The organism is Ideonella sp. A 288 (assembly GCF_002198735.1).
Taxonomy (GTDB): Bacteria; Pseudomonadota; Gammaproteobacteria; order Burkholderiales; family Burkholderiaceae_C; genus Pseudaquabacterium.
Window position 1 is genome coordinate 1 of the sequence record NZ_MWLO01000093.1, and the last position, 23,271, is coordinate 23,271.

Genomic DNA, 23,271 nt, shown 5'->3' on the forward strand with positions numbered 1-23,271 from the left:
ACCCACCCGGAGCCACCCATGCCCGCCTACGTGATCTTCGACGTCGAGATCCGCGACATGTCCCGCTACCAGGACTTCATGAAGGGCGTGAAGCCGGCCCTCGATGCGGCAGGGGCGCGCTACCTCGCCCGCGGCGGTGCGCACAAGGTCTACGAGGGCGACTGGCAGCCGCGGCGCATCGTGGTGCTGGAGTTTCCGTCGGTCGCCGCGTGGGAGGCGTTCTACACCGGGCCGGTGTACCAGAGCCTGAAGGCCATCCGGGACGAATGCAGTTCCGCGCGGCTGGTGTCGGTGGAAGGGCTCGACGCCTGAGCCACAGCGCCGCCGATGGCCGACCTGCCGATGCCTTGGCGACTGAAGTGCCTGCTCGCCAACACCTGGGCCCTGCGGTTCTACGCCAAGAACGGCTGGCGCGAACTCGAGCGCGGCGAAGGGCCGGACGGCGCGTTCGCACTGCTCGTGAAGCATGGTGCCGATGCCGCGCGGTGCGCTGGGGGGTAGGGGTCCCATGTTCGTCCTGCCCCTGGTGGTGTTTCCGCTGGTTCTGGCGGTGGCCGCGCATCGCCTCTTCACGGTGCCGCGCAGGGTTTTGGCGGGCACCCTGCAACTGGCGCATGGCAGACGCAGCCTGATGACGGTCCTCACGGTCATCGCCTACTTCGGCTTGCTCGCCTACACGGTCGGTCTGGTGCTGCTGCTGGCCCGAACCGTCGTCGAATCGCCCTCCTCGCTGTCGGCATGGTGGTCCGTCGCCCCCGTGTTCGCCGGCTATCCAGTCGCCTGGGTTGCGGCGGAGTGGGTCTTCTATCATGGCTTTCGCAGGCCGCCGAAGCAGGCCAGGGAGTCGACTTGACACACACAACGTTCAAACGTGCTTGCGTCATTGCTGCAATGGCCGGTCAGGGCTCGCTGGCCAACGCCGCTGATCCAATCATCGTCAGTGGCGAGTTCCCGGCGGCCCAGGTGGTCGCACCGATCTTTGGCGAGCTCTTTGCCCATTCGATCCCTGCCGGATTCAGGGCACAGCATGAACAGACAAACGGTCATGCCTATCTGCGGACCATGGTGCTGGCCACTGACACGGACACCGCATGGACCCAACGCATCGTGGTCAGCGGCACCCAGGACGCCGCCAAAGTCAGCGGCCTCTCGCCGAAGATCTTCGCCATGCAGATAGCCAAGAGCTTTCAACAGTCGTGCCCTTCAAGCTTTGCCGGTGGCGTCGTTCTCGAGGGCAAGATCAAGACCGGCCACAACATCTACGTCATGATCGTAGGGTGCGGCACGCACACCTTGACGACCACCAAGGCCGCCACCAGCGAGACAGCACTGGTGGCCGTTGTTCAAGGCGACCGAAATTACTACTCCGTCCAGTGGTCGGAGCGCAGTCCCCCGGTCGCAACTGCGCCCGTTGCCGACACGGCCCGGTGGGGCAGCAGGTTGAGTGCGATAGCTCCCATCCTGGTGTGCGAGCGCAAGCCCGAGGACGTGGCGCCATTCTCGAGTTGCACTCAATCGTCGAAGTAGCCGGACTGACGTTGCGGGACGTCAGCACGCTCAATGACGGTGCAGGGCCCTGACGATGCAGCGCGACTTTGCCCGGGCGCGTCCCAGCCGTCTGCCTTGCCGCGGTTGGCCCGCCAAGCCCAAGGCACCCTGGCCAATCACCCCGCTGCCGTGGTCAGATCGGTGCCCGCGCACAGCCCAGCCGTCGCCCCGCACAGAAGCACCCGCCCATGTCCACCGCCACCGTCCCCATCACGCTGCGCCCGATGACCGAGCACGACCTGCCGATGCTCCACGGGTGGCTCAACCGGCCCCATGTCGCCGAATGGTGGGGCGGCGACGATGCGCGCCCGACCCTGGCCCAGGTGCGGCAGCACCACCTGCCGCGGGTGCTGGCTGAGGACTCGGTGACACCCTACATCGCCCTGCTGGTCGATGACCCCATCGGCTATGCCCAGTCCTACGTGGCGATGGGCAGCGGCGGCGGCTGGTGGGAAGCCGAGACCGACCCGGGGGTGCGCGGCATCGACCAGTTCCTGGCCCATCCGGCGCAACTGGGCCAGGGGCTCGGCACGCGGCTCGTCCGCGCGCTGGTCGACCGCTTGTTCGCAGACCCGCAGGTCACAGCCATCCAGACCGATCCGGCCCCCACCAACCTGCGCGCGATCCGCTGCTATCAGAAGGCCGGCTTCGTCCGGTCGGGCCTCATCCAGACGCCGGATGGCCCGGCCGTCTACATGCTTCAGCGGCGCCCGCCCCAGCCACCCGCTCACCCTGCCGTGCCCGGCCGCGCTGAGGCCACGCCGCCCGGCATGGGCCACAGCGGGGTCTCGATCCGCCCGATCCAGCCCGGGCAATGGCGCACCTACCGCGAGGTGCGACTCCGGGCGCTGCAGGACACGCCCGACGCCTTCGGCAGCACCTTCGCCGCCGAGGCCGCCCGGCCCGACGACCTGTGGGCCTTGCGTGTGGCCGAGGCGTGGGCCTCTGGCCACGACAAGGCCCTCTTCGCATGGGACGGCGACACGGTGTGCGGGCTGGCCTGGTGCAAGCGGTCGGCCACCGAGCCGGGCATGGCCGACCTGTTCCAGATGTGGGTCGCGCCCCAGTCGCGTGGGCGGGGCGTCGGGGCGGCCCTGCTGCGTGAGGTGGTGGCACATGCCCGGGGCGCAGGGGCCACCACCCTGCGCCTCGGGGTCACGGTGGCCGAGTCCCCGGCGATGCGCTTGTACCGCGCCTTCGGCTTCCGCCCCGTGGGCCAGCCCGAGCCGCTTCGCGAGGGCTCGGGCCTCATCGCACAGACCATGCACCTCGATCTCTATGCCGACTGACCGCGCGTGGCACACCACGCACCACGGCCATCGCCACGCGCCCGGCAAGGGTCGCGCCGCTCGCGCCTGCCGGTCGATCACCGGCCGCCGGCCGTCGTGCGCCGGTGGGGCCGAGTCCGAGTCCACGCCATGACACCCATCGCCACGCCCCCACCGCAGTTCCGCGAGATCGCCACGGCCGACATCCCCAGCCTGTTCGATGTGCGCACGCGCACCCGAGAAAACGGCTACACGCTCGATCAACTTCAGCGCCTGGGCATCACGCCGGCCAGCGTCGAGCACAGGCTCGCCACGTCCTTCAAAGGCTGGCTCGGCACCGTGGGCGATGAGGTCGTGGCCTTCTGCATGGCCGACGCGGCCACCGGGGAACTCTGGGTCATCGCGGTGCTGCCGGACTTCGAGGGCCTTGGCATCGGAGGGCGCCTGATGGCGCTGGCCGAGCAATGGCTCTGGCAGTCGGGTTGCCGCCGGGCCTGGCTCACCACCGATCTGGATCCGGCCAGGCGTGCCTACGGCTTCTACCGCCGTCGCGGCTGGACCGACTGGAAGACCGAAGACGGCCAGCGGTGGATGGAACTCTTCCCTGCAACCGTCAGCGCCGCGGGGTGCCGGCGGCCTTGATGGGCCACGCCTCGGCAGTGGCCCCCACGGGTGAACGGCGCTACGATCTGCGCATGCCGCCGCGGCCCCGCCGCCCGCCACACCGTCGACCCACCCGTCACCGAAGACCGCCATGTCGCTGAAGGCAAGCTGGTATCAGGACAGGCTTCGCAAGCGCCTGAAGAAGGGCTTTGCCGGCTACCCGCTGGCCACCGTCGCCTACTACGGCCCCGACAACCGCCTGGCCACCAAGGTGGCCGTCGGCATCATGGCCACGGAGGGCGGCGAGGTGGACGTGCTCGAACGCTGGACCACCGAATCGGGCGACGTGCGCCTCGACCCCGACGTGCTCAAGCAGGTGCTCGACTTCATCTCCCTCCACAACGTCAAGTCGGTGGCCGCCACCGACGGCATCTTTGGCTGCCCGCACGAGGAAGGCACCGACTACCCGGAAGGCGAGACCTGCCCCGCGTGCCCCTACTGGGCCCATCGCGACCGGTTCACCGGGAAGCTCATCGGCTAGCAAGCCGGCGCGCGGCGTGGCGGCCCCCGCGGCAGAATCCGGCCGCATGACGTCGAACCTCCTGCCCGAGCAGTTGGAGACCCCCCGGCTGCTGATCCGCGTCGCCAAGCCGGGCGACGGTGCGGTGTTCAACGCCGCGGTCCTGGAATCGATCGGCGAACTAGCGCCCTGGCTGGGCTGGGTGACGCCCGCGCCGTCGGTGGAAGACTCCGAGCTGAATTGCCGGCGGGCCCACGCGCGCTACCTGCTGAACGAGGACCTGATGGTGTTCTTCTTCCTGAAGCAGTCTGGCGCGCTGGTCGGTGGCAGCGGGCTGCACGGCGCAGACTGGAAGAACCGCAAGTTCGAGGTCGGCTACTGGGCCCGCACGGCCCTGGGCGGCCAGGGGCTGATGACCGAAGGCGTCCGCGCGCTGGCCGACCATGCGCTGCAGCAACTGGGGGCGCACCGCGTGTTCCTCACCGTCGACGACCGGAACGTGCGCAGCTGGCGGCTGGCCGAGCGCGCCGGCTTTGCGCTGGAGGGCGTGCTGGTCAACGAGCGCTTCAACCTGCAGGGGCAGCTGCGCAAAACCCGCGTCTACGCGCGGACTTCGGCCTAGCGGCATTCCCGTTATCCTGCCGGCTGGCGCCGACCCCCACGCGCTGGCGCATCACCAGGAGCCCTGCCCATGGCCACGCCGTCGAACTTCAAGGTGCAGCAAGGCTGCGTCATCTTCGCCAAGAACAAGCGGCGCGTGTCGGCCTTCTACCAGCAGACCCTCGGGTTGGCCGTGGTCGAGTCCGAGACCTCGCACGATCTCTTGCGGGCGGACGGCTGCGAGATGGTGATCCACGCCATTCCGCGCAAGATCGCGGCCGACATCCGCATCGCCAAGCCGGTGGAGCCGCGGGAAGACAGCCCGTTCAAGCCGACCTTCGTCGTGCCCGACCTTGCCGCGGTGCGGGCCGCCGCCACCAAGACCGGCGGGTACCTGAAGCCCGCCGACGGTGCCTGGCACTTCCGCGGCTGCACCGTGCTGGACGGCTGGGACCCCGAAGGCAACATCGTGCAGTTCAAGCAGCCCGACTGATCGCCCGGGCCGGGTCGCCACCCGCGCGCTAGCATCGGCCGCACCCAAGCTCACCCCGAGGCCAGCCCATGCCCGTCATCTACGAGAAGCGCACCTACTCGGTCACCGTGGGCCAGATGGCCGAGGTGACGCGCCTGTATTCCACGCTGGGCTGGCCGGCGCTGGAGGCCGGCGGCTTCAGCAAGAACTGCCTCGGCTACTTCGTCAGCGACACCGGCGACCTGCATCAGCTGGTGCACCTGTGGCGCTTCGACAGCGACGACGACCGGCGCGCGTTCTGGAAGCGCCTGTTCGCCGACGACGACTTCATGGCCTTCGCCAAACAGCTGCGGCCGCTGATGCGCAATCAGAACGTGCAGCTGTTGCTGGCGGCGCCCTGGGGTACGCACCCCTGAATACGCCACCAGGGGCTCTGCGACAAGTGCTCACGTGGCGGCGGGCAGGCTGGGGTACAAGGCCGCTATCGACCACTTCGCCCGATCCCACCATGCGCCTGCCCGTCCGCACCGCCGCCCTCCTGATGGCGATCCTGTCGCCCGCCTTCGCCGCCGAGATCACGGTGCCGCTCCATATCGCTGAAACGACAGGTGCAGGCGCACCCATCGGCAGCATCCGCATCGTCGAGACGGCGCACGGCCTGGCCTTCTACCCGGCGCTGAAGGGCCTGTCGCCCGGCCTGCACGGCTTCCATGTGCACGAGAAGCCCAGCTGCGCGCCGGCCGAACAGAACGGCGCCCCGGTGCCCGCGCTGGGCGCCGGAGGCCACCTCGACCCCGCCGGCACCAGGAAGCACGGCGAGCCCTGGGGCGACGGCCACCTGGGCGACCTGCCGCCGATCTTCGTCGCCACCGACGGCACGGCCATGCAGCCGGTGCTGGGGCCGCGGCTGAAACTGTCCGACGTCGCCCGGCGCTCGCTGATGCTGCACGCCGGCGGCGACAACCATGCCGACCATCCCGCCCCGCTGGGCGGCGGAGGTCCGCGCGTGGCCTGCGGCGTGATCGGCGGCTGAGCGGCCCCGGGCGCACTTGCCGCTGCCGCCGGCACAGTGAAGAATGGCGCCGTGATCCAGCCCATCCCCATCGCCCTGCTCCTGGCCTGCGCCATGGGGTTGGGGTGGCGCGCCTCCGGCAGGCGCGGGTTCGCGGTGCTGGCGCTGTGCTGGGCCGCCTACGCCGGCTACGAGACCCTGATGTTCCGGCGGGTGCTCTGCTCTGGCGAGTGCAACATCCGCGTCGACCTGCTGCTGATCTACCCGGCGCTGCTGGGCAGCACGTTGTGGCTCGGCCTGTCGACGGCGCTGCGCGCGCGTCGGCGCCGGCGGGCCGCCGGGCACGGCGCCTAGCCCATGGCCACCGCGCCGGCAGGCACACGGCCCACCCCCGGCGGGCCGGTGAACTGGACCCTGTTCGGTGCCCTCGTGCTGGCATTCGGCCTGTCGCTGCGGCACGCCCCCGAGCGCGGGTGAGTCACCCATCCACCGATCCCGACCCGACCCGACCCGACTGAGAGGCCCCATGATCCGACTCCACGGCTTTTCCCAATCCGGCAACACCTTCAAGGTGGCGTTCATGCTGAAGGCCCTGGGCGTGCCCTGGGAAGCCTGCTTCGTCGATTTCATGACGGGGCAGACGCGAACACCCGACTGGCGCGGCAGCACCAACGCGATGGGCGAAGTGCCGGTGCTCGACGACGGCGAGCGTCGGCTCACGCAGTCGGGCGTCATCCTCACCCACCTGGCCGACACGCATGGCCGCTTCGGCGGCGACACGCCCGACGAGCGGCTGGAGGTGCTGCGCTGGCTGTTCTTCGACAATCACAAGTTCACCAGCTACTTTGCGAGCTATCGCTTCAGCAAGGCCTTCGGCCCGACGGCACCCGACCCCGCGGTGATGGCCTGGCTGCGCGGCCGGATGGACAACGCCTTCGGCATCGTCGACCGGCATCTGCAGGGCCGCGACTTCCTGGTCGGCGCCGGGCCCACCATCGCCGACCTGTCGCTCAGCGGCTACCTGTTCTACCCGGTGGACGAAAGCGGCTACGAGATCGCCGGGCGCTTTCCGGCCATCGCCGCGTGGGTGGAGCGGCTGAAGGGCATCGACGGCTGGCGCGACCCGTACGAACTGCTGCCGGGCGAGCGCATCGCGCCGAAGTGGTAGGGCTCGCTCGGCGCTCACCGGCCCGCGGCCGTCAGCCCGGGCCGAACAGCTCGGGCAGCGCGCGCAGCCGGTGGCCGGCGGCGCGCAGGCCGTCGCGCACCGCGGCGGCGGTGGCCACCGCGTGGGCCGAGTCGCCGTGCACGCAGATGCTGTGGAAGCTGCAGGGCAGCAGCCGGCCGCTGACGGTGACGATGCCGCCGCGCTCCATCATGCGCAGCACGTGCGCCAGGCAGTCGGCGCTGTCGTGCAGCACCGCGCCGGGCTGGCTGCGCGGCACCAGCGTGCCCTGCTCGGTGTAGGCGCGGTCGGCGAACACCTCATCGGCCACCCGCAGGCCGGCGGCGCGGCCGGCGGCGGCCAGTTCGGACAGCGCGGGCGCCAGCAGGATCAGCCGCGGATCGAGCGCCTTCACCGCGGCGGCGATGGTGGCGGCCATGGCGGCGTCCTCGCAGGCCATGTTGTTCATCGCGCCGTGCGGCTTGACGTGGGTGACGCGCTGGCCCTGCGACTGCGCGATGCCCATCAGCGCGCCCACCTGGTAGGTGACCATCGCGGCCAGTTCGGCGGGCGCCACCTGCATGGCCCGCCGGCCGAAGCCCTGCAGATCGGGGAAGGACGGGTGCGCGCCCAGGCTGACGCCCGATTCGCCAGCGCGGCGCACGGTGTCGGCCATCACCAGCGGATCGCCGGCGTGGAAGCCGCAGGCCACGTTGGCCGAGCCGACCACCGACAGCAGCGCGCGGTCGTCGCCCATGCGCCAGGCGCCGTAGCTTTCGCCGAGGTCGCTGTTGAGGTTGATGTCCATGACGTGGGTTCCTGAGGTCACGCGGGGTCGTGCGCGTCGATCATGCCGCTGACCAGGTTGGCCGCGTAGATCGCGTCGAGGTCGATGCCGTCGTCCATGGCCATCGGCACGATGCCGGCCAGCAGCCGGCCCAGCGCGGCCTCGTGCTCACGGGCCAGGGCCTCGGCCTGCGCCACCGTCACTGGCGCGAAGCGCAGGCGGCTGCCCACCGGGGCGACGGCCAGGCGCGGCAGGTCGGCCGACGCCACGGTGGCGATCTTGGGGTAGCCGCCGGCCGTCTGCCCGTCGGCCAGCAGCACGATGGGCTGGCCGTTGCCGGGCACCTGGATCGAGCCGGGCACGGTGGCGTCGGAGACGATCTCGCTGCCCCGGGCGTTGTGCGCCAGCGCCGGGCCCTGCAGGCGCACGCCCATGCGGTCGGCATCGGCCGACACCTGGTACTCGGCGGCGAAGAAGGCCTCGAGCACGGCGGCGTCGAAGTGGTCGGCCTGGGGCCCCGGCACCACGCGGATCGGGCCGTGACTGGCGGTTGGCGGCATCGGCAGGCGGCGCTCGGCCCCGGCGGCCCCGGCCTGCGACGGCACGGCCAGCTTGTCGCCCGCGGCCAGCGCCCGCCCGCCCTGCCCGCCCAGCTGCGCGCGGGTGTAGGTGGACGCGCTGCCCAGCACCAGCGGCGGGGCCAGCCCGCGCACGGCCAGCACGCCGACCCGAGCGCCGCGCGGCGCGCCGACGCGCAGCGTGTCGCCGGGCCGCAGCGTGACGCTGCGCCACGAATCCAGCTGCGTGCGCTCGCCGTTGGCGCGCAGCAGCGTCAGGCCGAAGTCGCCGGCGCAACCCAGTTGCACCGGGCCGTCGACGGCCTTCAGCGTGGGCCCGGCGACGAAGAACTCGATGGCCGCCGTGCCGCCGGGCTGTCCGACCAGCGCGTTGGCGATGCGCAGCAGCGCCGGCGCCAGCGTGCCCGAGCGCGGCACGCCGACACGGCGCCAGCCGATGCGGCCCAGGTCCTGCAGTGTGGCCATCGCGCCGGGGGAGATGATCTCCAGCGAGGCACTCATGCCGCGCTCTCCAGCCACGTGGCAGGCGGCAGATCGCCGGCGCGGATCGCGGCGTCCAGCTCGGCCAGGCGGGCTGCCGACACGGCCTCGAAGCGCACCGTGTCGCCCGGCGCCAGCAGCGACGGGCTGGCCGCCGCGGCGTCGAACAGCGGCACCGGGCAGCGGCCGATCAGGCGCCAGCCGCCGGGGCTTTGCCAGGGGTAGATCGCGGTGAGCCGGCCGGTGATGGCCACGGCGCCGGCCGGCACGCGCACGCGCGGCTCGGCGCGGCGCGGGACGCTCAGTTCGGGTGGCAGGTCGCCCATGAACGGGAAGCCGGGCATGAAGCCGATCATGTGCACGCCGACCTCGGCCGCGGCGTGGCGGCGCACCACCTCGTCGGCGCCCAGGCCGGTGGCGGCGGCCACGTCGGCCAGGTCGGCGCCGGCGTCACCGGCGGCGTCGCCGTAGCACACCGGCAGGCGCCAGCGCCGGCCGCTGGCCACGGGCGGCTGGTCGGCCTTGGGCAGCAGGGCCTGCAACGCGGGGTCGAGCGCCGCGCGGCTCGTCAGCAGCGGGTCGTACAGCACCGTGAGCGAGCGGAAGGTGGGCATGGTCTCGATCACGCCGGGCAACTGGCCGCGGTCGATCGCAGCCTGCAGCGCCTGCTCGAGGGCGCGCACCCGCGCCACCAGGGGCGCCTCGATGCGGTCGCCGAACTCGATGGTCACCGCGCCGTCGCCGGCGTCCAGCAGGCGGGCGGTCACGGGTGCACCCTGCGGCCTGCGGCCGGTCCCGCCAGGCGGGGATGAGCCCCTTCGGGCGGCCGGGCGGGGCTCATGTGGCGTCCTTCGACGTACGGCGGCGGACGGGTGCGGGTGCCGGTGCCGGACCGTTCGCGGGTGCCGCAGCAGCGCCCAGCGAGGTGAACACCGACGCCGCCGCCGCGCGCGCCGCCTGGTCGTAGCGGCCCGACAGGGTGCGCAGCAGCGCGGCGGTGTCGCCCAGGCGGGCGTTCTCGCCCTCGGTGCCGGCAAAGCCCGGCATCAGGCAGGTCTCGCGCACCTGGCGGTAGCGCTCGCAGGCCTGGCGTCCGCGCTCGGTGGTGTGGAAGAACACCTCCTTGCCGCGCTTGGCGCCTTCGATCAGGCCCATGCCGACGAGCTTCTTCAGCGCATAGGACACCACGTGCGTGTCTTCCACGTTGAGCACGAAGCAGATGTCGGCCAGCTTCTTCTCCTGGTCCTGGCTGTTGACGTGGTGCAGCACCAGCACGTCCAGCGGCGCGGTGTCGGCAAAGCCCGCGGCGGCCATGCAGCGCACCATCCAGCGCGAGTAGGCATTGAAGACGATGGCCAGGCCGAACTCCACCTCGGACAGCTCGGGCGACCGCGGCGACACCAGGTGCTGCGAGGTGACGATGCGGTGGCCGGGCGCGACCGCGGCCGGCGGACGGGCGGCGCCGGCGGGGCCTTCGGGAAGCGTCGGGGGGGTGCGTGTCATCGCCGATCCTTTGCTGGGTGGTCGACTGTAAAGTGGAACAACGTAGATAAATTGTAGATGTTTTGTTGACGTTACGTCGATATAACCATACATTGCACTCACTCGACCGCGGCGGGCGAGCCCTCGACACCGCGCCGCACCCCTCCACTTCCCGGGAACGCACCATGACCCAAGCCCTCGCCTCCTTCCTCACCACGGCCCTGCTGCTGGCCGGCGCGCTGTCCGTCCCAGCGGCCCAGGCGGCCGACTACCCCAGCAAGCCGATCCGCATCGTCGTGCCCTACTCGGCCGGCGGCTCCACCGACGCGCTGGCGCGCATGGTGGGCGAGCGCATGGGCCAGCGCCTGGGCCAGGTGGCCGTGGTGGAGAACAAGCCCGGCGCCAGCGAGCAGATCGCCATCGCCAACGTCACCAAGGCGGCGCCGGATGGCTACACCCTGCTGCTGTCCACGCTGAGCGGCCTGGCCGTGAACCCGGGCCTCTATGGCCCGCGCCTGCCCTACGACCCGCTGAAGGACCTGGCGCCCATCCTGCTGGCCGCCACGGTGCCCAGCGTGGTGGTGGTGCACCCGTCGCTGCCGGTGAAGACGATGGCCGAGCTGGGCACGCACCTGAAGCACAACAAGGGCACCATCAGCTACGCCTCGGCCGGCAACGGCACGCCCAGCCACCTGGGCATGGAGTACTACAAGAAGATGAACGGCTTCGACCCGGTGCACGTGCCCTACAAGGGCGGCGCACCGGCGCTGCAAGAGCTGATGGGCGGCCAGGTGCAGGTGATGATGGCGCTGGTGCCCGAGGCGATGCCGATGGTCAAGAGCGGCCGCCTGCGCGCGCTGGCGATGACCTCGCCGAAGCGCCTGCCCGCGCACCCCGACGTGCCCACGGTGGCCGAGGCCGGCGGGCGCGATTTCGACATGACCTTCTGGTACGCCTTCATGGCACCGGCCGGCACGCCGGCAGACATCGTGGCCAAGCTCAACCGCACCCTCGACGCCATCCTGCAGGACAAGGACGTGCGGGCCAAGCTGGCCGAGATGAGCCTGGACGTGGCCGGCGGCCCGCCGTCGCGGGTGACCGAGCTGATCAAGGCGGATTCGGCGAAGTGGAAGAAGGTGATCGACGAGGCGGGCATCCGCATCGACTGATGCGCCGCCCGGCGGCGCGGCCCGCGGTTCCGCGACAATGCGGGCTTCTATGGCGAGCCCTCCGGAACCCCCCATGCGACTGGCCCTTGTCTTGTTGTCGGCCCTGGCCTCGATCACCCCTGCGCAGGCCCAGGAGCGCCGCCCCGTCGGCGACAGCGCCGAGCTCGCGGGCTGCTGGAAGAAGATCGTCTTCAGCGAGGCGGCGCGCAAGTTCATCCCCGCCGACGCCAAGCTCGCCGACCCGCCGCACCAGGTGCTGTGCTTCGACCCCGACGGCACCACCTTCCGGATGGTGGGCTCGGCCGAGCCGGTGAATTTCGAGATGCCCAAGGACTACGCGGCGCTGGCCCGGCAGCCCAAGGAGATGTCCTACGAGGTGCCGCAGACCGGGCTGCTGGTCATCGGCCAGGACAGCACCAAGACCATCCAGCAGTGGGCGGCCTCGTTCTTTCCTGCCGATGCCAGCTTCTTCGGCGTGACCGTGCCCAAGAACACGCTGGTGATGGGCCTGACCGACCCGGCGCAGCCGTCCAAGGTGGTGCACTGGCGCTACCTCACGAAGATCGCGCCCCGCGCGAAGTGACGCCCGATCGGGCACGACAGGCCACTGCATCACGCACGCCGCCGCGCCACACGCGCCGATCGACAGGCCGCCACAGCACCCACCCATGGCCGATCCGGACATCATCTACTCCGAAGCCGACGTCCTGGCCCTGCTGGACGGCCTGCTGGCGCCGCGCGGCAGCGACTGGTGGGACGGCTTCTACGCGACGCGCACCAAGCCCTGCCCCTTCTTTGTCGACACGCCCGACGAGAGCCTGGCGGCCTGGGTGGACGACGGCACGATCCGACCCGGCCGGGCGCTCGACCTGGGCTGCGGCAATGGCCGCAACGCCATCTTCCTGGCGCGCCGGGGCTTCTCGGTCGACGCGGTCGATCACTCCCGCACGGCCGTCGACTGGGCTACCGAGCGCGCGCGCGACGCCGGCGTGGCGGTGCAGTGGCAGTGCCGCTCGGTCTTCGACGGCATGGGCCCCGACGGCGCCTACGACCTGGTCTACGACAGCGGCTGCTTCCACCACCTGGCGCCGCACCGACGGCGCACCTACGTCGACCTCGTTGCCGCGGCGCTGAAACCCGGCGGCTGCTTCGGCCTCACCTGCTTCCGGCCCGAAGGTGGCAGCGGCTTCACCGACCACGAGGTGTACGAACGCCGCTCGCTGGGCGGCGGCCTGGGCTACACCGAAGAGCGCCTGCGCGCCATCTGGTCGCAGGGCCTGCAGGTGGCCCAGGTGCGGCAGATGCGCCGGCCCGAGCCCGGCAGCGGGCTGTTCGGCGAGGACTTCCTGTGGGCCCTGCTCGCGCACAAACCGCGCTAGTGTGGTGCGTCGCTCTGTTCTGTACTTGTCACCTGTCGTATGCAGAGATCATCTGCGAGCCCGGGTGTCTGCTGTCGCAGCTGCGAGCCGAGGGGCCTTTCGCGACCCAAAGCAGCCCCTTACAAATCACAGCTGCAACCAGTTTGTGTGGCATGAACAGGACCGACTTCAAAGTCTGCCGGGAGGGCGAACGGCTGGTGATGGCACTACCGGTCCTGCGAACGTCCCTGAACAGCGGCACCGTTCAAGATGATGTCGACCACTCCTTGGACGTAGGCCTCGCCAGGGTCAGCTTTCTCGACCCACACGCGGTGCATCAGTGCGCCGGCGAGCGTGAAGAGCACCGTGGAGGGCTCAACCGTTGGCCTCAGGTCTCCCCGTCTTAGTGCTGTATCCATGGCGATCCACGCTGTGCGTCGCGCGACATCTCCGTATGCCGATATCGCGATGGCTCGCAGTTCGGCATTGTCTCCCTCGCTCAGCAGGATCCGCATGACTGATCGGCCTGCGTTCGATCGCAGGAACTCGGCAAGCGTTTGGCCCAGTCCGATCAGGTCGGTGCGCAAGCTGCCACTGCCAGCCGCTTCTTCTGCGTGATCCATCGCCGTGCGGAGGGCGTCCTTGATCAGATCAGCCTTCGTCGGCCAGCGCCGGTAGACGCTGGTCTTGTTCGCGCCGGCAAGGGCAGCCACTTCCGGAATCGAGAAACGGTCGAAGCCCACCCGGGCCAGCTGTTCCAGCGCAGCTTCGAGAAGGGCATCCACAAACGCATCCCCGCGGGCCTGTTTGGCCCCGGTGCCTGCTTTCCTTGGATTTGCCATGCGCACACCTTAACCCTGCAGCCCCGACATTGCAACTGACAGTTGCAATGCCTCATCGCCCGATGTAGGATTCAAAGCAACTTGTGGTTGCTTTGTGGCTCCATGCCCTCCCACTCGCGATGATTGAAACCAGTTCGTTCTGGATCGGCCTGGTGCAAGCCTTTGTCGGGCAGGCGCTGACTTACTTCTTCATCGTCAGTGGGCTGTTTCTCGTCTTCTGGAAGTGGGGCGAACAGCGGCTGCTCAAGTACCGAATCCAGGTGCGCAAGCGGGTCGACGCCAAGCAGATCGGCTTCGAGGTTCGGCACAGCCTGGTCGTGCTTTTCATCGGGGCGATCACCGCCACCTTGATCTCGGTGCTCCATGCCAGCGGACGCACGAACCTCACCCCAGACGCAGACTCCCTGGGCTGGCCGCTGATCGTCGCCACAACAGTCGGGCTGCTCGCCTTCAGCGACGCATGGTTCTACTTCTGGCATCGCCTGTTCCATCACCCCAAGCTCTTCCGCTACGTTCACGCGGTACACCACAAGAGCGTTGACGTGAACCCGTTCTCGTCCTATTCGTTCCACTGGATCGAAGGCGCCATCCTGGGCGCATGGATCGTGCCGGCGGTCGTGTTCGTGCCGATGTACCTGCCGTCCCTGCCTTTCGTGCAGGTCGTCGGTATGGCCAACAACCTCATGTCGCACCTCGGGTACGAATTGCTGCCGCCAAAACTGTTGCGCATACCGTTGCTGCGGTGGATGAACACATCGACGTTTCACAACCTGCACCACACCGCACTGAACGGCAATTTCGGCTTGATGAGCCGCTTCTGGGATCGCTTGCTCGGAACCGAACTGAGCCACTACGAAGCCACCTTTACTTCGCGCGCCTCCACGCGACGATCGGCGGAGTGATGTTGGACGCCGTGCAAAGCCAAGGTCGCGTGCGGTCAATTGGCATCAAGGCTGAAGAATCCCACAGGACGTCGGCCATCGCTGCCATCGACCTGCCGGGCATGGGAGAAATCAGGGAAGAGGGCTCGTACCTCGCGCGTGGTTCAAGCACTTGGGAGGATCCCGGCGACAGCCGGTCGGACGTCAGGTAAGAACGACCCATCAAATGCCAGGACGTGTGGCCGCTTCTGGCCGGGACGGCCACTTCGCTGCCGAGCCAGAAGGCTGGACGTCGATGGCGCTGCTGTGCGACACCCCCTGACCCGCAAGGCGGCTTCCAGGCAACGCGACGTACTCACCGTCGCGGTCCGAAGCGGGCATTGTTGAAAGATACTGATCGGGCTGCTCCAGCGTGACTCTGCGGGGGCAAACGGTCTGCGCTGAGGGCGCCGTGGCGGCTGACCGAGCAGGTGATCTGCAGCGGCGCCGTTGCGGCGCCACCCCTGGGCATCTGTCCTCCTGCCCATGTCGATTTGGCTTGCTGTCGTTCGACCATGAGGTACGGGCGCCCTCATGCGGGCGCGCCGACCGGTCAACCCAACAGGAGTGAAGACATGTCATACATCGATGGTTTCGTGATCGCGGTCCCCACCGCCAACAGGCAGAAGTTCATTGAGCACGCGCGCCAACTCGACCCGATATTCATCGAGCTGGGCGCGATCCGTGTGATCGAGGGTTGGGGCGACGACGTCCCCGACGGCAAAGTCACCGACTTCCGCCGCGCAGTCCTGGCCACGGCCGAAGAGACGGTGGCCTTTTCGTGGATCGAATGGCCGGACAAGGCCACGCGCGACGTCGCCATGAAGAAGATCATGGAAGACCCGCGCATGGATCCGTCCACACCCGGCAACCCGCCCATGCCCTTCGACGGCAAACGCATGATTTTCGGCGGCTTCGAACAGGTGGTCGAAGTGAAAGCTTGAGCGTCCGGGGCGATGCCGCCCCTGGACGTGCACGCGTCGCGGCCGGCGTCTCGCGCAAGAGTCGCCCGCATTCAGGTGGCCCCGGGACGTCGGGGGGAGGGAACGGCAGCAAGCTGACGCTTGTGGGCGACGGCTGATGGCCGGCAGCGTGAGGCGGGTGAGCCGCGAAGCTGCCGTTGCCCTTGGCCGATAGGTTCAAGGAATTCGAGCGCACCACACCAGTGCAGTGTTCGATGCTGTGCAGCACTTGAGAAAACCGATGGATTTGTCGTCCTGGCCAGGCGCAAACCGCAGCGATGCCGAGTGGCATTGCGAGGATTTGCAGCAATGCCAGGGCGGCAAAGACGTGGTTTTTTGTGCTGCATGGCGTCGAACACTGCACTAGACTCGTCCGGCCGGACGCCCGGTGCCGCGCCAGCGCGATGCCCGCTGCGCGGGCCCGGCCGGCCCCGTCGCACACCCGCCACCCACGCCTGAGCCCGCCGATGCCCCACTTCGTCGTCCTGCTGCGTGGCGTGAACGTCGGCAAGGGCCACCGCGTGCCGATGGCCGGGTTCAGCGAGTTGCTCGAGGCGCTGGGCTTCACCGACGTGAGCACGCTGCTGAACAGCGGCAATGCCGTCGGCCGCAGCAGCGGCCGCTCGACGACGGCGCATGCCGACGCCATCGGGCAGGCGCTGCAGGCCCGGTTCGGCTTCACCGTGACGGTGGTGGTGAAGTCGGCGGTCGAGTTCCTGGCCGCCGTGGCCGAGAACCCCTTCGTGCTGACCGAGGCCGAGCATCCGAGCTGCCTGGTGGCGTTTGCGCAAGAGCCTGCCGCGGTGCGGGCCCTGCAGGCCCTGGCGCCGCTGGTGCGGGCGCCCGAGCGATTCGCCGTCGGAGCGCAGGCGGCCTACCTCCGCTGCCCTGAGGGAATCCTCGACAGTGCGGTGGCCAGCGCGCTGCTGGGCAAGGCCGGGCGCGCCGTCACCACCCGCAACTGGGCCACCGTGCTGAAGCTGCAGGCCCTGGTGCGGCCGTTGGCGGTGGGCAAGCGCCCGGCACCCGGGCCGTGACGAGAACGTCCGCCCTGGCCGCGCTGGCCGTGGCGGTGCTGGCATTGGCCGCCGGCCCGGCCGACGCGCGGCGCAGTGGCCCGGCGCGCCGGCAGGCCATCGACATGGTGGTGATCCACTCCACCGGCGGGCCCACCTGCGACGCCCGCACCGGCCGGCCGGTGTGGGTGCGGGCCGGCCAGCTCGACGACAACCTGCGGCAGATCGAGGCGCACCCGACCCTGGGCATCCACCACATGATCGACCGCGACGGCACGCGGCGCGCCAGCGTCCCGGAAGACCAGCTGGCGCACCACGTGTTCAAGCACAGCGGGCGCTCGATCGCCGTCGAACTGATCAACGACGGCGACGGCATCGACCCCTTCCCCGAGGCGCAGCTGGCCTCGCTGGTGGACCTGCTGCGCGGCATCGTGCAACGCCACGGTCTCCAGCGCGAGGGCATCCGTCGCCATTCCGACCTCGACCACGGCGTGTTGCCGTGCGACAGGGCGCAGCGGCGCAAGGTGGACCCGGGCGAGGCCTACCCGCACGAGGCGGTGCTGGACCGCGTGTTCACGGCGCCCGGTTTGACGCCGGCCGGGGCCGGCCCAAGAATCGCCGACTCCCCACCCGCACCCAAGGCCCCGAATTGACCACCCCCACCGCGCTCGAACGCGTGCGCTACTTCACCGGCCGCCTGCTCACCCAGCAGGACCTCGAGGACGAGCAGGCCTACCTCGTCGACCGGCTGCGCCGGCACCACCGGTTCCTGCACGGCTGGGGCGTGGTGTCGGGCCTGGCGGTGAGCCTGTCGCCCGCGGGCGAGGTGGTGGTGGCACCGGGCCTGGCCATCGACTGCGCCGGCAACGAGATCGTCGTCACCGAGGCCCTGCGCGCCACGCTGCCGTCGGCCACGGACTCGCCGTGGTGGGTGGCGATCCGGGCTGTCGAGCTCGCGGTGAGCCCGCTCCCCGGGCCGAACGGCACGGAGTTCGCCCGCTGGCGGGAAAGCGCCGAGCTGCTGCTGCTGCCCGCCAACCCCTCGGCCCTGCACAAGGGGCAGGGGCCCGGCACGCCCGGCTGCGGCCAGGCCCACCCGCTGGCGCTGGCGTCCGTGAAACACCACGGCGGCGCGTGGAAGCTCCGGCTGGCCAAGGGCCGCAGCTGACGCCGACGTGGCCTGCGAGCAGGCGCATGCGGCGGCGATCCATCCTAGCTCGCCGTGGGTGGCCCGCCCGGAGAAGCGGGCCACCTCCCCATTCGAGAGGATCGCCCCGCCCATACCATGGTGCTAAATTCGTCTGTGAACGGCATGCCTGCACCGTCGCGGCACGCCGATCGGCTGTCGATGCGTTGAGGCGCGCGGCCGGGCGCACGAGGCCGACACCTGCGGTCGACGCGATGTGGACGGTGGCCCTGGACCCGATGGATCGGCTCTCACGCAGCCTCTCCGATGTCGAACGAATCCAATCACGGCCTGCGCTTCAATGACCGGGCATGCAACGGGTGCGGCTGGCAACTGAGAGCCACCCGCGCGCAAACCTGGAAATTGAATGGCGTCGTTCCATTGGGGTCGACGGCGGTCTACGAATGCGCGATCTGCGGCAATCGGTTCCGGCTTCGCACACTGTGGCACCTGCTCGTCCTGGCATGCTGGGGATCGGCCATGGCCTGGTACCTGATCGGTTGGCCGGTCTCGGCCCTGGAAGCCCTGGTACTCGTGTCGTTTTGCATCTACTGTCTCTTCGCCATCGTCGAAGACCAATGGGGCAGGAGGAGGAATCCACGCTGGGACGGCCCGGACAGCATCGACCATGCGTATGCCGTGCCGCTGCCTGCCCCCGCCGAGCCGCCGCCAGCCCAGCCGACGCCCGCACCCCGTGAGGTCTCACCCCGGCAGGCGCGCGTCCATGCCGTGGGGATGATCGCGGTCGGCGTGGTGGTCGCGCTGATCATGGTGCAGGTGCTTCCAGCCTTGCCCACCGACGGCCGGGTGGCCGCGATGCTGCGGCTGCCCGTGCTGCTGGCCGCCGCCCTCATCCTTTTCGGCGTGTATGAACTGCTGTTCGGCCTGCCGCCATCGAAGTGCGTCGACCTCTGGCTGAGCTTCCCGGGCTGGGTGAAGGTGATCACCGGCACCGTTTCGACGGTGGCCTGGGTCGCGATGATCATCTACGTCGCCGCCCAGGGCCGGTGACGAGCGGGCGCATGTCACCTCGGCCCAGGGCAACGAACCTGGTGCGTGCCCGCGTTGGCCCTGGCAGTCGCACGGTATCGCAGGACATCAGCGCCACCACAGGCGCGCCAGCGGGGCCGCTGCCCGGGATGCCCGCATGGGATTGCCCACCGACGCAGGCGCTGGTTATCCTTGCGCGCGTGAACACCCCGACCGACCTCTCGGCCATCGCCTACCTCAGCAGCGCGGTGCGCCCCTTCAGCGACGACGAGCTGGACGCCCTGCTCGTCGATGCGCGCGCCTTTAACAATTCGGTGCGGGTGACCGGCGTGCTGCTGCACCACGACCGCTCGTTCTTCCAGTACCTGGAAGGCCCGGCCGATGGCGTGGCCCAGGTGTACGAGCGGGTGAAGGCCTCGCAGCGGCACCGCGGGCTGATCCAGCTCCTGTCCGGCCCGGTGGGCCAGCGGCACTTCACGTCATGGCACATGGGCTTCGCCGATGCGCCCGGCTCGGCGCTGCAGTCGCTGGCGCAGGCCGAATGGCTGGACACCCGGCCCGCACTCGAGCAGCGCGCCAGCGACGGCCCGCTGCCGCCCGGGCTGCGGCTGCTGACCAAGTTCTGGCAGACCTGGACGAAGGGGCCCGCTTGACCCGGTCGGCACCGCGCATCACGGACGCCGGCGTGGCCCGGGTGTTCGACGCGGCGCCTCCCGAGGCGCGGCGTCGGCTGATGGCGCTGCGGGCGATGATCTACGACACCGCCGCGGCCACCGAGGGCGTGGGGCCGCTGGACGAGACGCTGAAGTGGGGCGAGCCGGCCTACATGACGGCCGCCAGCCGCAGCGGCAGCACGGTGCGCCTGGGCTGGAAGGCCTCGAAGCCGACACGGGTGGCCGTGCACTTCCACTGCCAGACGACCCTGGTGGACACCTTCCGCACGCTGTTCCCGACCGAGTTCCGCTTCGAGGGCCGGCGCGCCATCGTGTTCGAGGCGGCCGATGAGATCCCTGCGGACGCGCTTGGCGTTTGCATCGCCGCCGCGCTGACCTACCACCGACGCGCCGGGCGGCGGCCCAAACCCCCGGCCCCCTAGCGCGATGGGTGCGCGACCCGGCGCCTTGTGCCACCATCGCGCCGGGCCGGCCCGCGCACCGGCGCTTCGGCGCGCGGCGACGGTCAACCTCCCCATCAAAAGGAGCGACATGGCCACGCTGAACCGAACCAAGGACGATCCCTGGCTGCTGAAGACGCCGCCGGGCACGTCGGACTACACGATGCACGTCGACCAGAAGGACGGCAAGGCGGTGCTGGTGTGCACCGTCGGCAAGACGGTGCTGCTGTACGACGCCCGCTGCATCGACGACCTGCACGCGATGCTGAAGGCCGCCGGCGACTGGGTCGAGCTCGGCGGCGCCGACGAGCAGAAGCCAGCCAAGGACGGCACGGTGGAGGCCTGGGGCCGCTCGACCGACAACCCGGTGGGCGGCTGGTACGGCCTGAAGAAGGGGCTGCGCGGCCGCTTCGGCGTCTACGTGCCGCCGCTGATGGAGGCGCTGGGCCTGTGCGAGCTGGAGCACGCGCCCAAGAACAACCGCATGCGCGCCCTGTAGCCCTGCGGGACCGGGCAGCGACAGGGCACCACACGCCAGGCACGCCCGAGGCGCGGCGTCGGCCGATGGCGCTGCGGGCGATCACTTGCGACACCGCTGCGGCCACCAAGAGCGTGTGGCCGCTCGACGAGACGCTGAAGTGGGCCAAGCCGGCCTGCGTGGCGGCCGAGTGCCGAAGGGGGGGCAACACGGTGCGCCCGGGCTGGAAGGCATGGCAGCCGACACGGGGACCATGCACTTTCATTGCCAGACGACGCTGGTCGACGCGTTCCGCGCCCTGTTGCCGACCCAATTGAGGTTCAAACGCCATCGGGCCATCGTCTTCGACGAGGTCGTGGATTCCACGGGTCGGAAGTGATCGCCTAACACAATAGACTCAGGTCCGCCGGGCCCGAAAGTCGGTGAGCCGGTCGACCTGTGGTTCGCGCCGTCGAACAGGTCTCGCAGACCCGACATGCCTCAAAAACAACCGTGGCGGCGCCACGTTGCATAACACTCTCGAGGGGCGCTCACGGAAAGGGCCGACCTCGGGGCGCTCACCAGGGAGAACTCTGTGCGAAGAATGATGATGGCTGCCACCTTGCCGATCACGCTGGCCCTCGCGTCGTGCGGCGGTGGCTCGAGTTGCGGCGCAGAAACACAGTCGTTCGGCATCACCTTCGCAAACTCCGCCTACTCGCTCAAGGTCGGTCAGGCGGCGACGGTGAACAGTTCCATCACGCCCGAAAGCTGCCGATCGTCGATGACGGTGAGGACGCTCAATGGCTCGCTTCCCAACGGCATGGAGTTCAAGGACGGCAACCTCGTCGGCACGCCGACCCTCGCAGGGAGATTCGTCTTCCAGGCCTACATTTCCGCAGTCGATGGCTACCAGTCGATCCTCACCTTCACTGCGCCACGGTCCGCGCAGATCACCATCACTGTCGCGCCGTAGACGGCCGGCACGACACGGCGCCCAACCAACGCCGCGCCGAACCGTGCCTCGGCCGAACGCCGGCCGCTGAAGACGCTACCGGGCATGTCGGACGACGCCAGGCACGTCGAACAGAAGGACCGCCGGACCGTGCGGTTCGGTGCCTTCGGCAAGGCGATGCACGAGCAGGCGCCCGAGCACAGCCGCGTGCGCGCGCTGTAGCCAGACGGCCCGGGCCGCACAGGACAGGCGCAAGACACCCTTGCGGCCCGCTGGCGGCGCGCGGGCGCGGCGCCAACGTCAGCCCTGCACCGCCAGCACCACGTGGCTGGCCTTGATCACCGCCCGCGCGGGCACGCCGGGCGCCAGGCCCAGCTCGGCCGCCGCTTCCTGGGTGATGACCGCGTGCACGGTGGCGCCGCCGGGCAGCTGGATCGCCACGTCGGCATTGATCGGGCCCGACCTCACCGCACTGACCACGCCGCGCAACTGGTTGCGCGACGAGAAGCGCGGCCCGCCGTCGCCCGCGGCGACGATGACCCACGGTGCCTTGACGATGGCCATGGCCTGGCCGCCCACGGCCAGCCCCAGGTCGCGCGCGCTGGCCTGGGTGATGACGGCCACCAGGGCGTCGCCGCCGGGCAGCTCGAGCGTGACCTCGGTGTTGACCGGGCCCGGTACCAGCGCCTGGATGCGCCCTTCGAACACGTTGCGTGCACTGACCTTCATGGTGATGGCTCCCGGGATGACTGGGTGGACTTGGCACACCGCTTGCGTTATATCTTTCAGAATACGACGCTTGTGGCGATGCCGACAAACCCGACACTGCGCCACCCGCCGATCACCCTGCAACCCCAACGCCCCACAGTTTGCCGATCCGACCGATCGCCATGGGCCCGAACCCGGGCCCGCGCGGTCGAGCGCTGTGTCAACACTGCTACAACCCATGAAGCCCCGCCAAGTGGCCTCGCGCCTGACCGGCCGACTCGAAGTCAGCACCGACCTGGGTGCCTTCCTGGGCGACACCCGCGTCAAGCTGCTCGAGGCCATCGACCGCCACGGCTCCATCTCGCAGGCCGCGAAGCACGTGCCACTGTCGTACAAGGCGGCCTGGGACGCGGTGGACGCGATGAACAACCTGGCCGACGAGCCGCTGGTGGCGCGCAGCACCGGCGGCCGCGCCGGCGGCGGCACGCTGCTGACCGACTACGGCCGCCGCGTGGTGGCGCTGTACCGTGCGGTCGAGGGCGAGTACCAGGCCGCGCTCGACCGCCTGGCCGGACAGTTCGCGCAGGCCCCGGTGGGCGACGTGCAGGCCTTCCAGCGGCTGCTGCGCCGCATGTCGGTGCGCACCAGTGCCCGCAACCAGTTCGTCGGCAAGGTGAGCGGGCTGCGCGAGGGGCCGGTCGACTTCGAGGTGCGCATCCGGCTCGACGAGCAGTTGGAACTGGCCGCGGTGGTCACGCGCGACTCGGCCGAGACGCTGGGCCTGGCCATCGGCAGCGAGGTGATCGCGCTGGTCAAGGCCTCGTCGCTGCTGCTGCTCACCGACGAGACACTGCGCATCAGCGCCCGCAACCGGCTGTGGGGCACGGTGCAGCGCATCGTCGACGGCCCGGTCAACGCCGAGGTGACGCTCGACCTGGGACAGGGCCGCACCGCCACCGCGGTGGTGACGCGCGAATCGGTCGACTCGCTGCAACTCGCCGTGGGCGTGCGCGCCTGCGCCGCCTTCAAGGTGTCGAGCGTCACCTCGGCGTTGACCGGGCCGTCGACGATGCGCTGCA

At 70.0% G+C, this 23,271-nt stretch carries 33 protein-coding genes and 1 pseudogene; 28 read left to right on the top strand and 6 right to left on the bottom strand.

All coding sequences use genetic code 11. The features are described from left to right. From EOINJALH_RS08470 to EOINJALH_RS08530, 14 genes and pseudogenes are all read left to right on the top strand, one after another. The coding region (locus tag EOINJALH_RS08470; RefSeq protein WP_234413727.1) for a DUF1330 domain-containing protein at positions 1-312 on the top strand (312 nt) is incomplete at its 5' end. A 15-nt stretch (positions 313-327) separates the two neighbouring features. Continuing rightward, a complete protein-coding gene (locus EOINJALH_RS31640) occupies positions 328-501 on the top strand; it encodes a hypothetical protein (protein ID WP_158219693.1) in 174 nt (57 codons plus the stop codon). A 7-nt stretch (positions 502-508) separates the two neighbouring features. After that, entirely contained in the window at positions 509-853 is a 345-nt protein-coding gene (locus EOINJALH_RS08475; RefSeq protein ID WP_088279919.1) for a hypothetical protein, read from the top strand. Next, complete coding sequence (locus EOINJALH_RS08480; protein WP_144289929.1) at positions 850-1,527, top strand: hypothetical protein; 678 nt, start codon at positions 850-852, stop codon at positions 1,525-1,527. The genes EOINJALH_RS08475 and EOINJALH_RS08480 overlap by 4 nt, the downstream gene beginning before the upstream one ends. Before the next feature lie 209 nt (positions 1,528-1,736). Then, positions 1,737-2,258, top strand: a pseudogene (locus EOINJALH_RS08485) (AacA4 family aminoglycoside N(6')-acetyltransferase); the annotation flags it as partial. A 60-nt stretch (positions 2,259-2,318) separates the two neighbouring features. Then, entirely contained in the window at positions 2,319-2,837 is a 519-nt protein-coding gene (locus tag EOINJALH_RS08490; protein ID WP_088279947.1) for a GNAT family N-acetyltransferase, read from the top strand. A gap of 129 nt (positions 2,838-2,966) precedes the next feature. Next, on the top strand, positions 2,967-3,458 hold the full coding sequence (locus EOINJALH_RS08495; protein ID WP_088279921.1) for an N-acetyltransferase: 492 nt from the start codon (positions 2,967-2,969) through the stop codon (positions 3,456-3,458). Positions 3,459-3,570: 112 nt separating this feature from the next. After that, positions 3,571-3,960 (top strand): hypothetical protein, encoded by a 390-nt coding sequence (locus tag EOINJALH_RS08500; RefSeq protein WP_088279922.1) that lies wholly within the window; start codon positions 3,571-3,573, stop codon positions 3,958-3,960. A 46-nt stretch (positions 3,961-4,006) separates the two neighbouring features. Next, a complete protein-coding gene (locus EOINJALH_RS08505; protein WP_088279948.1) occupies positions 4,007-4,561 on the top strand; it encodes a GNAT family N-acetyltransferase in 555 nt (184 codons plus the stop codon). Between the two features lie 69 nt (positions 4,562-4,630). After that, positions 4,631-5,032 carry a hypothetical protein gene (locus EOINJALH_RS08510; RefSeq protein ID WP_088279923.1) on the top strand — a complete coding sequence of 134 codons (402 nt, stop codon included), beginning with the start codon at positions 4,631-4,633 and terminating at the stop codon, positions 5,030-5,032. 68 nt (positions 5,033-5,100) lie between these two features. Then, positions 5,101-5,427, top strand: a complete 327-nt coding sequence (locus EOINJALH_RS08515) for an NIPSNAP family protein (RefSeq protein WP_088279924.1) — start codon at positions 5,101-5,103, stop codon at positions 5,425-5,427. Between the two features lie 92 nt (positions 5,428-5,519). Continuing rightward, positions 5,520-6,044: a superoxide dismutase family protein gene (sodC, locus tag EOINJALH_RS08520; protein ID WP_088279925.1), complete on the top strand. Its 525-nt coding sequence runs from the start codon at positions 5,520-5,522 to the stop codon at positions 6,042-6,044. 51 nt (positions 6,045-6,095) lie between these two features. Next, positions 6,096-6,377, top strand: coding sequence for a hypothetical protein (locus EOINJALH_RS08525; protein ID WP_144289930.1), 282 nt, complete (start codon positions 6,096-6,098; stop codon positions 6,375-6,377). 172 nt (positions 6,378-6,549) lie between these two features. Beyond that, positions 6,550-7,191, top strand: a complete 642-nt coding sequence (locus EOINJALH_RS08530; protein ID WP_088279927.1) for a glutathione S-transferase family protein — start codon at positions 6,550-6,552, stop codon at positions 7,189-7,191. A 31-nt stretch (positions 7,192-7,222) separates the two neighbouring features. Here the strand turns inward: EOINJALH_RS08530 and EOINJALH_RS08535 are convergent, their stop codons facing one another. The 4 genes from EOINJALH_RS08535 to EOINJALH_RS08550 all read right to left on the bottom strand — a co-directional run bounded on the left by EOINJALH_RS08535 (position 7,223) and on the right by EOINJALH_RS08550 (position 10,536). Next, on the bottom strand, positions 7,223-7,996 hold the full coding sequence (locus tag EOINJALH_RS08535) for a LamB/YcsF family protein (protein WP_088279928.1): 774 nt from the start codon (positions 7,994-7,996) through the stop codon (positions 7,223-7,225). 17 nt (positions 7,997-8,013) lie between these two features. Then, positions 8,014-9,054 carry a biotin-dependent carboxyltransferase family protein gene (locus tag EOINJALH_RS08540; protein WP_088279929.1) on the bottom strand — a complete coding sequence of 347 codons (1,041 nt, stop codon included), beginning with the start codon at positions 9,052-9,054 and terminating at the stop codon, positions 8,014-8,016. After that, a complete protein-coding gene (gene pxpB, locus EOINJALH_RS08545; RefSeq protein ID WP_088279930.1) occupies positions 9,051-9,800 on the bottom strand; it encodes a 5-oxoprolinase subunit PxpB in 750 nt (249 codons plus the stop codon). The genes EOINJALH_RS08540 and pxpB overlap by 4 nt, the downstream gene beginning before the upstream one ends. 70 nt (positions 9,801-9,870) lie before the next feature. Then, positions 9,871-10,536, bottom strand: coding sequence for a winged helix DNA-binding protein (locus EOINJALH_RS08550; protein WP_088279931.1), 666 nt, complete (start codon positions 10,534-10,536; stop codon positions 9,871-9,873). Between the two features lie 164 nt (positions 10,537-10,700). Here EOINJALH_RS08550 and EOINJALH_RS08555 point away from each other — a divergent pair, with 164 nt between their 5' ends. The 3 genes from EOINJALH_RS08555 (at position 10,701) to EOINJALH_RS08565 (ending at position 13,063) form a co-directional block, all read left to right on the top strand. After that, positions 10,701-11,684 carry a tripartite tricarboxylate transporter substrate binding protein gene (locus EOINJALH_RS08555; RefSeq protein WP_234413728.1) on the top strand — a complete coding sequence of 328 codons (984 nt, stop codon included), beginning with the start codon at positions 10,701-10,703 and terminating at the stop codon, positions 11,682-11,684. A 73-nt stretch (positions 11,685-11,757) separates the two neighbouring features. Next, positions 11,758-12,267, top strand: a complete 510-nt coding sequence (locus tag EOINJALH_RS08560; protein WP_088279932.1) for a hypothetical protein — start codon at positions 11,758-11,760, stop codon at positions 12,265-12,267. Positions 12,268-12,352: 85 nt separating this feature from the next. Then, positions 12,353-13,063, top strand: coding sequence for a cyclopropane-fatty-acyl-phospholipid synthase family protein (locus EOINJALH_RS08565; RefSeq protein ID WP_088279933.1), 711 nt, complete (start codon positions 12,353-12,355; stop codon positions 13,061-13,063). 206 nt (positions 13,064-13,269) lie between these two features. Here EOINJALH_RS08565 and EOINJALH_RS08570 read toward each other — a convergent pair whose 3' ends face one another. Further along, a complete protein-coding gene (locus EOINJALH_RS08570; protein ID WP_158219694.1) occupies positions 13,270-13,827 on the bottom strand; it encodes a TetR/AcrR family transcriptional regulator in 558 nt (185 codons plus the stop codon). A gap of 176 nt (positions 13,828-14,003) precedes the next feature. On the opposite strand from EOINJALH_RS08570, the gene EOINJALH_RS08575 reads away from it, so the two are divergent. From EOINJALH_RS08575 to EOINJALH_RS08625, 10 genes are all read left to right on the top strand, one after another. Beyond that, positions 14,004-14,786, top strand: a complete 783-nt coding sequence (locus EOINJALH_RS08575) for a sterol desaturase family protein (protein ID WP_088279935.1) — start codon at positions 14,004-14,006, stop codon at positions 14,784-14,786. Between the two features lie 593 nt (positions 14,787-15,379). Beyond that, on the top strand, positions 15,380-15,748 hold the full coding sequence (locus EOINJALH_RS08585; RefSeq protein WP_088279937.1) for a DUF1428 domain-containing protein: 369 nt from the start codon (positions 15,380-15,382) through the stop codon (positions 15,746-15,748). 485 nt (positions 15,749-16,233) lie between these two features. Next, the gene (locus EOINJALH_RS08590) at positions 16,234-16,803 is read left to right on the top strand and encodes a DUF1697 domain-containing protein (RefSeq protein ID WP_158219695.1); all 570 of its coding nucleotides are present in this window, start codon (positions 16,234-16,236) and stop codon (positions 16,801-16,803) included. After that, positions 16,800-17,435 carry an N-acetylmuramoyl-L-alanine amidase gene (locus tag EOINJALH_RS08595; RefSeq protein WP_088279939.1) on the top strand — a complete coding sequence of 212 codons (636 nt, stop codon included), beginning with the start codon at positions 16,800-16,802 and terminating at the stop codon, positions 17,433-17,435. The genes EOINJALH_RS08590 and EOINJALH_RS08595 overlap by 4 nt, the downstream gene beginning before the upstream one ends. Continuing rightward, entirely contained in the window at positions 17,432-17,950 is a 519-nt protein-coding gene (locus EOINJALH_RS08600) for a hypothetical protein (protein ID WP_088279940.1), read from the top strand. The genes EOINJALH_RS08595 and EOINJALH_RS08600 overlap by 4 nt, the downstream gene beginning before the upstream one ends. Positions 17,951-18,235: 285 nt before the next feature. Beyond that, positions 18,236-18,979 (top strand): hypothetical protein, encoded by a 744-nt coding sequence (locus tag EOINJALH_RS08605; RefSeq protein ID WP_144289931.1) that lies wholly within the window; start codon positions 18,236-18,238, stop codon positions 18,977-18,979. A gap of 179 nt (positions 18,980-19,158) precedes the next feature. Further along, positions 19,159-19,611, top strand: coding sequence for a BLUF domain-containing protein (locus EOINJALH_RS08610; RefSeq protein WP_158219696.1), 453 nt, complete (start codon positions 19,159-19,161; stop codon positions 19,609-19,611). Continuing rightward, complete coding sequence (locus tag EOINJALH_RS08615) at positions 19,608-20,054, top strand: DUF1801 domain-containing protein (protein ID WP_234413729.1); 447 nt, start codon at positions 19,608-19,610, stop codon at positions 20,052-20,054. The genes EOINJALH_RS08610 and EOINJALH_RS08615 overlap by 4 nt, the downstream gene beginning before the upstream one ends. A 109-nt stretch (positions 20,055-20,163) precedes the next feature. Further along, the gene (locus tag EOINJALH_RS08620) at positions 20,164-20,571 is read left to right on the top strand and encodes a DUF6855 family protein (RefSeq protein WP_088279943.1); all 408 of its coding nucleotides are present in this window, start codon (positions 20,164-20,166) and stop codon (positions 20,569-20,571) included. A 568-nt stretch (positions 20,572-21,139) separates the two neighbouring features. Beyond that, a complete protein-coding gene (locus EOINJALH_RS08625) occupies positions 21,140-21,505 on the top strand; it encodes a hypothetical protein (protein ID WP_144289932.1) in 366 nt (121 codons plus the stop codon). 279 nt (positions 21,506-21,784) lie between these two features. Here EOINJALH_RS08625 and EOINJALH_RS08630 read toward each other — a convergent pair whose 3' ends face one another. Next, positions 21,785-22,213, bottom strand: a complete 429-nt coding sequence (locus tag EOINJALH_RS08630; protein WP_088279945.1) for a molybdopterin-binding protein — start codon at positions 22,211-22,213, stop codon at positions 21,785-21,787. Positions 22,214-22,430: 217 nt separating this feature from the next. Between EOINJALH_RS08630 and EOINJALH_RS08635 the strand changes: the two genes are divergently transcribed. Further along, the coding region (locus EOINJALH_RS08635) for a TOBE domain-containing protein (protein ID WP_088279946.1) at positions 22,431-23,271 on the top strand (841 nt) is incomplete at its 3' end.

Coding starts and splice junctions, on each gene's coding strand:
- EOINJALH_RS08515 (WP_088279924.1), top strand. CDS start 5,101: ATGCCCGTCATCTACGAGAAGCGCACCTACTCGGTCACCGTGGGCCAG.
- EOINJALH_RS08535 (WP_088279928.1), bottom strand. CDS start 7,996: ATGGACATCAACCTCAACAGCGACCTCGGCGAAAGCTACGGCGCCTGG.
- EOINJALH_RS08500 (WP_088279922.1), top strand. CDS start 3,571: ATGTCGCTGAAGGCAAGCTGGTATCAGGACAGGCTTCGCAAGCGCCTG.
- EOINJALH_RS08630 (WP_088279945.1), bottom strand. CDS start 22,213: ATGAAGGTCAGTGCACGCAACGTGTTCGAAGGGCGCATCCAGGCGCTG.
- EOINJALH_RS08555 (WP_234413728.1), top strand. CDS start 10,701: ATGACCCAAGCCCTCGCCTCCTTCCTCACCACGGCCCTGCTGCTGGCC.
- EOINJALH_RS08560 (WP_088279932.1), top strand. CDS start 11,758: ATGCGACTGGCCCTTGTCTTGTTGTCGGCCCTGGCCTCGATCACCCCT.
- EOINJALH_RS08530 (WP_088279927.1), top strand. CDS start 6,550: ATGATCCGACTCCACGGCTTTTCCCAATCCGGCAACACCTTCAAGGTG.
- EOINJALH_RS08590 (WP_158219695.1), top strand. CDS start 16,234: ATGCCCCACTTCGTCGTCCTGCTGCGTGGCGTGAACGTCGGCAAGGGC.
- EOINJALH_RS08565 (WP_088279933.1), top strand. CDS start 12,353: ATGGCCGATCCGGACATCATCTACTCCGAAGCCGACGTCCTGGCCCTG.
- EOINJALH_RS08510 (WP_088279923.1), top strand. CDS start 4,631: ATGGCCACGCCGTCGAACTTCAAGGTGCAGCAAGGCTGCGTCATCTTC.
- EOINJALH_RS08625 (WP_144289932.1), top strand. CDS start 21,140: ATGGCTGCCACCTTGCCGATCACGCTGGCCCTCGCGTCGTGCGGCGGT.
- EOINJALH_RS08585 (WP_088279937.1), top strand. CDS start 15,380: ATGTCATACATCGATGGTTTCGTGATCGCGGTCCCCACCGCCAACAGG.
- EOINJALH_RS08495 (WP_088279921.1), top strand. CDS start 2,967: ATGACACCCATCGCCACGCCCCCACCGCAGTTCCGCGAGATCGCCACG.
- sodC (WP_088279925.1), top strand. CDS start 5,520: ATGCGCCTGCCCGTCCGCACCGCCGCCCTCCTGATGGCGATCCTGTCG.
- EOINJALH_RS31640 (WP_158219693.1), top strand. CDS start 328: ATGGCCGACCTGCCGATGCCTTGGCGACTGAAGTGCCTGCTCGCCAAC.
- EOINJALH_RS08505 (WP_088279948.1), top strand. CDS start 4,007: ATGACGTCGAACCTCCTGCCCGAGCAGTTGGAGACCCCCCGGCTGCTG.
- EOINJALH_RS08550 (WP_088279931.1), bottom strand. CDS start 10,536: ATGACACGCACCCCCCCGACGCTTCCCGAAGGCCCCGCCGGCGCCGCC.
- EOINJALH_RS08490 (WP_088279947.1), top strand. CDS start 2,319: ATGGGCCACAGCGGGGTCTCGATCCGCCCGATCCAGCCCGGGCAATGG.
- EOINJALH_RS08605 (WP_144289931.1), top strand. CDS start 18,236: ATGTCGAACGAATCCAATCACGGCCTGCGCTTCAATGACCGGGCATGC.
- EOINJALH_RS08540 (WP_088279929.1), bottom strand. CDS start 9,054: ATGAGTGCCTCGCTGGAGATCATCTCCCCCGGCGCGATGGCCACACTG.
- EOINJALH_RS08620 (WP_088279943.1), top strand. CDS start 20,164: ATGGCCACGCTGAACCGAACCAAGGACGATCCCTGGCTGCTGAAGACG.
- EOINJALH_RS08475 (WP_088279919.1), top strand. CDS start 509: ATGTTCGTCCTGCCCCTGGTGGTGTTTCCGCTGGTTCTGGCGGTGGCC.
- EOINJALH_RS08575 (WP_088279935.1), top strand. CDS start 14,004: ATGATTGAAACCAGTTCGTTCTGGATCGGCCTGGTGCAAGCCTTTGTC.